Source organism: Actinophytocola sp. (assembly GCF_036402745.1).
Classification (GTDB): Bacteria; Actinomycetota; Actinomycetes; order Mycobacteriales; family Pseudonocardiaceae; genus Actinophytocola.
Genome location: NZ_DASWSJ010000026.1, coordinates 1 through 3,939, shown reverse-complemented (window position 1 = coordinate 3,939; position 3,939 = coordinate 1). Strand labels below are relative to the sequence as shown.

Annotated in this window: 4 protein-coding genes; all 4 read left to right on the top strand. The window is 70.4% G+C overall.

The window, feature by feature from the left end; genetic code table 11:
* The coding region (locus VGD70_RS01895; protein WP_331077431.1) for a riboflavin kinase at nucleotides 1-263 on the top strand (263 nt) is incomplete at its 5' end.
* A 49-nt stretch (nucleotides 264-312) separates the two neighbouring features.
* The gene (locus VGD70_RS01890; protein WP_331077429.1) at nucleotides 313-834 is read left to right on the top strand and encodes a helix-turn-helix transcriptional regulator; all 522 of its coding nucleotides are present in this window, start codon (nucleotides 313-315) and stop codon (nucleotides 832-834) included.
* Between the two features lie 429 nt (nucleotides 835-1,263).
* Complete coding sequence (rpsO, locus tag VGD70_RS01885) at nucleotides 1,264-1,533, top strand: 30S ribosomal protein S15 (protein WP_331077427.1); 270 nt, start codon at nucleotides 1,264-1,266, stop codon at nucleotides 1,531-1,533.
* A 215-nt stretch (nucleotides 1,534-1,748) separates the two neighbouring features.
* Nucleotides 1,749-3,939, top strand: a 2,191-nt coding sequence (locus VGD70_RS01880; RefSeq protein WP_331077433.1) for a polyribonucleotide nucleotidyltransferase, incomplete at its 3' end; no start/stop codon positions are given.

The following is a 3,939-nucleotide window of genomic DNA, read 5'->3' as shown; positions in this document are numbered from 1 at the left end:
ACGGCGTCTACGCCGGCCGGTTCGCGATCGGAGACCGGCTGCTCCCGGCGGCGATCTCCGTCGGCACCAACCCGACGTTCTCCGGGCGCGTGCGCACCGTCGAGGCCTATGTGCTCGACGTCGACGAGGACTTCTACGGCCACGAGGTCGCGGTCGACTTCGAGCACCGGCTGCGCGGCCAGGAGCGCTTCGACGACGTGGATGCTCTCGTCGTGCAGATGCACCGCGACGTGGAGCAGACCCGCGAGCTGCTGGGCGCCTGACTTTCCCCGTTCGCCCACGGAGCGGGCGTCCGGCTGCGACGATGCCCGCATGTCGACGGTGGCCGAGGAACCGGCGGGGGCGCGCACCGCGCGGGGCCGCGAGCAGCAGCGCGAGCTCTATGGCGCCCCGCTCGGCGACCGCGTGCGCAGGCTCACCTGCGCGCTGGGCATCTCCCAGGCCCGCCTCGCCCGCACCCTGGGGATCAGCCCGGCGATGCTCAGCCAGCTGGTCAGCGCCCGGCGCGTCAAGATCGGTGACCCTGCGGTGCTGGCCCGCCTGCTGATGCTCGACCAGCGCTGCGACGCGGCGCGCATGCCGCCCGTCCCGCAGGCCGTCGACGCCCTGCTCGACGAGGTTGCGCGGGCGCGCTGGCAGTGGGCCGGGCCGCGCATCCCGGCACCGCGGGGGCGGCGGGGGCCCGCGCGCGGCAGTGCCGCCGACGCGCTGCGCAGCATCGCCGAGCCCGCGCGGCTCGCCGCGGCGGCGGCCGCGCTCGGGCCGGCGTTCCCGGAGCTGGCCGAGGTGCTGCGCCAGGCGGCCGGCCGATCCGGCTCGCGCCACCCGGCCTGATCCGTACGCCTGTTCACCGCGTTGTGTCGCGGCGAACGGGCGCGGTTCGTCCCGCACCTCACCGTGCGCCCTGCGCCGCCGTCCCGGGCCGGGGCGCCGACCCCGCTCCGCCGACGCCGTGGGCGGAACTCGGGGGCCGTGGTGGGGCCCGGACGACCTGCTGCTCGTCAGCAGCAGCCGGGCGAGGCCGGTCGCGCTACCGTGTGGTGCACCGCGTCCCGCTCGCCCCGTTCCCGCCCGCGGCGGCGATCCGACGACGGGTTGACCAAGGGCCGGGCCGCCGGTCGGCGACGCATCGTCCCTGGTAACGTGGAGTGCTGGGTCCGGCTGCAGTCCGTGGCGGCCGTGACCGTCTTCCGGTCCCCGTCGGGTTCGAGATCGCGCTCTGCGGGTCGCCGACCACACGGCACAGCAACGAAAGAGGAGCACGTGGCACTCGACGCCGCACAGAAGAAGACCATCCTGGACACCTACGGCGTCCACGAGGGCGACACCGGTTCGCCCGAGGCGCAGGTCGCGCTGCTGACCAAGCGGATCAGCGACCTGACCGAACACCTCAAGATGCACAAGCACGACCACCACTCGCGCCGGGGCCTGCTGCTGCTGGTCGGCCGCCGTCGCCGGCTGCTGAAGTACCTGGCCAAGGTCGACGTCGCGCGCTACCGGTCCCTGATCGAGCGCCTCGGCCTCCGCCGCTGATCCCCGCCGGCCCGGGGCCACCATCCGGTGGCCCCCCGGGCCGGTACCACAACTCAACGACGCCACGCCTCCGGCAGACGATCCGCCGGTCCTCGGTAGTGGCTCCCGGACATCGCGCAGTCGCACCCCGGGGGCTTCGATCGAAGACCGGCTCGGCCGAGGATCCTTCCGCTGTGGCGTGGGGTCTCCCTCTCGAAAGAGGAGATGTCCACTTCATGACCGATGCTCAATCCACCGATCTGGCTGAGAACGTGCACGAAACCAGTGCCGTCATCGACAACGGGAGCTTCGGCACCCGCACCATCCGGTTCGAGACCGGGCGCCTCGCGCGCCAGGCCGCCGGATCCGTCGTCGCCTACCTCGACGACGAGACCATGCTGCTGTCCGCCACCACGGCGTCCAAGCAGCCCAAGGAGCACTTCGACTTCTTCCCGCTCACGGTGGACGTCGAGGAGCGGATGTACGCGATCGGCAAGATCCCCGGCTCGTTCTTCCGCCGGGAGGGCCGCCCGGGCACCGACGCGATCCTCACCTGCCGCCTGATCGACCGGCCGCTGCGCCCGTCGTTCGTCGACGGCCTGCGCAACGAGATCCAGATCGTCGTCACGGTGATGAGCCTCGACCCGCAGGACCCCTACGACGCGCTGGCCATCAACGCGGCGTCGGCGTCCACGCAGCTCGCGGGCCTGCCGTTCTCCGGCCCCATCGGTGGCGTGCGCGTCGCGCTGATCGACGGCCAGTGGATCGCGTTCCCGCAGTACGAGGACCTGCAGCGGGCCGTGTTCGACATGGTCGTCGCCGGTCGTGTCGTCGGTGAGGACGTCGCGATCATGATGGTGGAGGCCGAGGCCACCACCTCCACGATCGAGCTCGTCGCCGGTGGCGCCCAGGCGCCCACGGAGGACGTCGTGGCGTCCGGGCTGGAGGCGGCCAAGCCGTTCATCCGCAGCCTGTGCGTCGCGCAGCAGCAGCTCGCCGACGTCGCGGCCAAGCCCACCGGGCACTACCCGACCTACCCGGCCTACCAGTCCGACGTGTTCGAGCTGGTCTCCGAGGTCGCCTCCGACGAGCTGGCCCAGGCGCTCGCCATCGGGGGCAAGCAGGAGCGCGAGGCACGCCTCGACGAGCTCAAGGTCAAGGTTCTCGAGCAGCTCGGCCCGAAGTTCGAGGGCCGCGAGAAGGAGATCGGCGCCGGGTTCCGGGCGCTGAACAAGAAGCTCGTGCGCCAGCGCATCCTGCGCGACCAGATCCGCATCGACGGGCGCGGCATCACCGACATCCGGCCGCTCTCGGCCGAGGTCGAGGTCGTCCCGCGGGCCCACGGCTCGGCGCTGTTCGAGCGCGGCGAGACCCAGATCCTGGGTGTCACCACGCTCAACATGCTGCGCATGGAGCAGCAGATCGACTCGCTCGGGCCGGAGAGCCACAAGCGCTACCTGCACCACTACAACTTCCCGCCGTACTCCACCGGCGAGACCGGCCGCGTCGGCTCCCCGAAGCGCCGCGAAATCGGCCACGGCGCACTCGCCGAGCGCGCCATCACGCCGGTGCTGCCGTCCCGTGAGGAATTCCCGTACGCCATCCGCCAGGTGTCTGAGGCTCTCAGCTCCAACGGTTCGACGTCGATGGGTTCCGTCTGCGCCTCCACGCTGTCCCTGTTCAACGCAGGTGTGCCGCTGAAGGCCCCCGTCGCCGGTATCGCCATGGGCCTGGTTTCCGACCAGGTTGACGGCCAGACCCGCTACGCCGCCCTGACCGACATCCTCGGCGCCGAAGATGCCTTCGGCGACATGGACTTCAAGGTTGCCGGTACTTCTGAGTTCGTCACGGCCATCCAGCTGGACACCAAGCTCGACGGCATCCCCGCCTCGGTCCTGGCCGCCGCCCTGAAGCAGGCCCGCGAAGCCCGCCTGCACATCCTGGACGTCCTCAACTCCGCGATCGACACCCCGGACGAGCTCTCCGAGTTCGCGCCGCGCGTCATCGCGGTCAAGATCCCGGTTGACAAGATCGGCGAGGTCATTGGGCCCAAGGGCAAGATGATCAACCAGATCCAGGAAGACACCGGCGCTGACATCTCCATCGAGGATGACGGCACGGTCTACATTGGCGCCACCAACGGTCCGTCTGCAGACGCAGCACGCTCCGCCATCAACGCCATTGCCAACCCGCAGGTTCCGGAAATTGGCGAGCGTTACCTCGGTACGGTCGTCAAGACCACCACCTTCGGTGCCTTCATTTCCCTGACCCCGGGCAAGGACGGCCTGCTGCACATCTCCGAGCTGCGCAAGCTGGCCAACGGCAAGCGCGTGGACAACGTTGATGATGTTGTTTCCGTCGGACAGAAGATCCAGGTGGAAATCACCAAGATCGATGACCGTGGCAAGCTGTCGCTGTCCCCCGTAG

Coding starts and splice junctions, on each gene's coding strand:
- VGD70_RS01890 (WP_331077429.1), top strand. CDS start 313: ATGTCGACGGTGGCCGAGGAACCGGCGGGGGCGCGCACCGCGCGGGGC.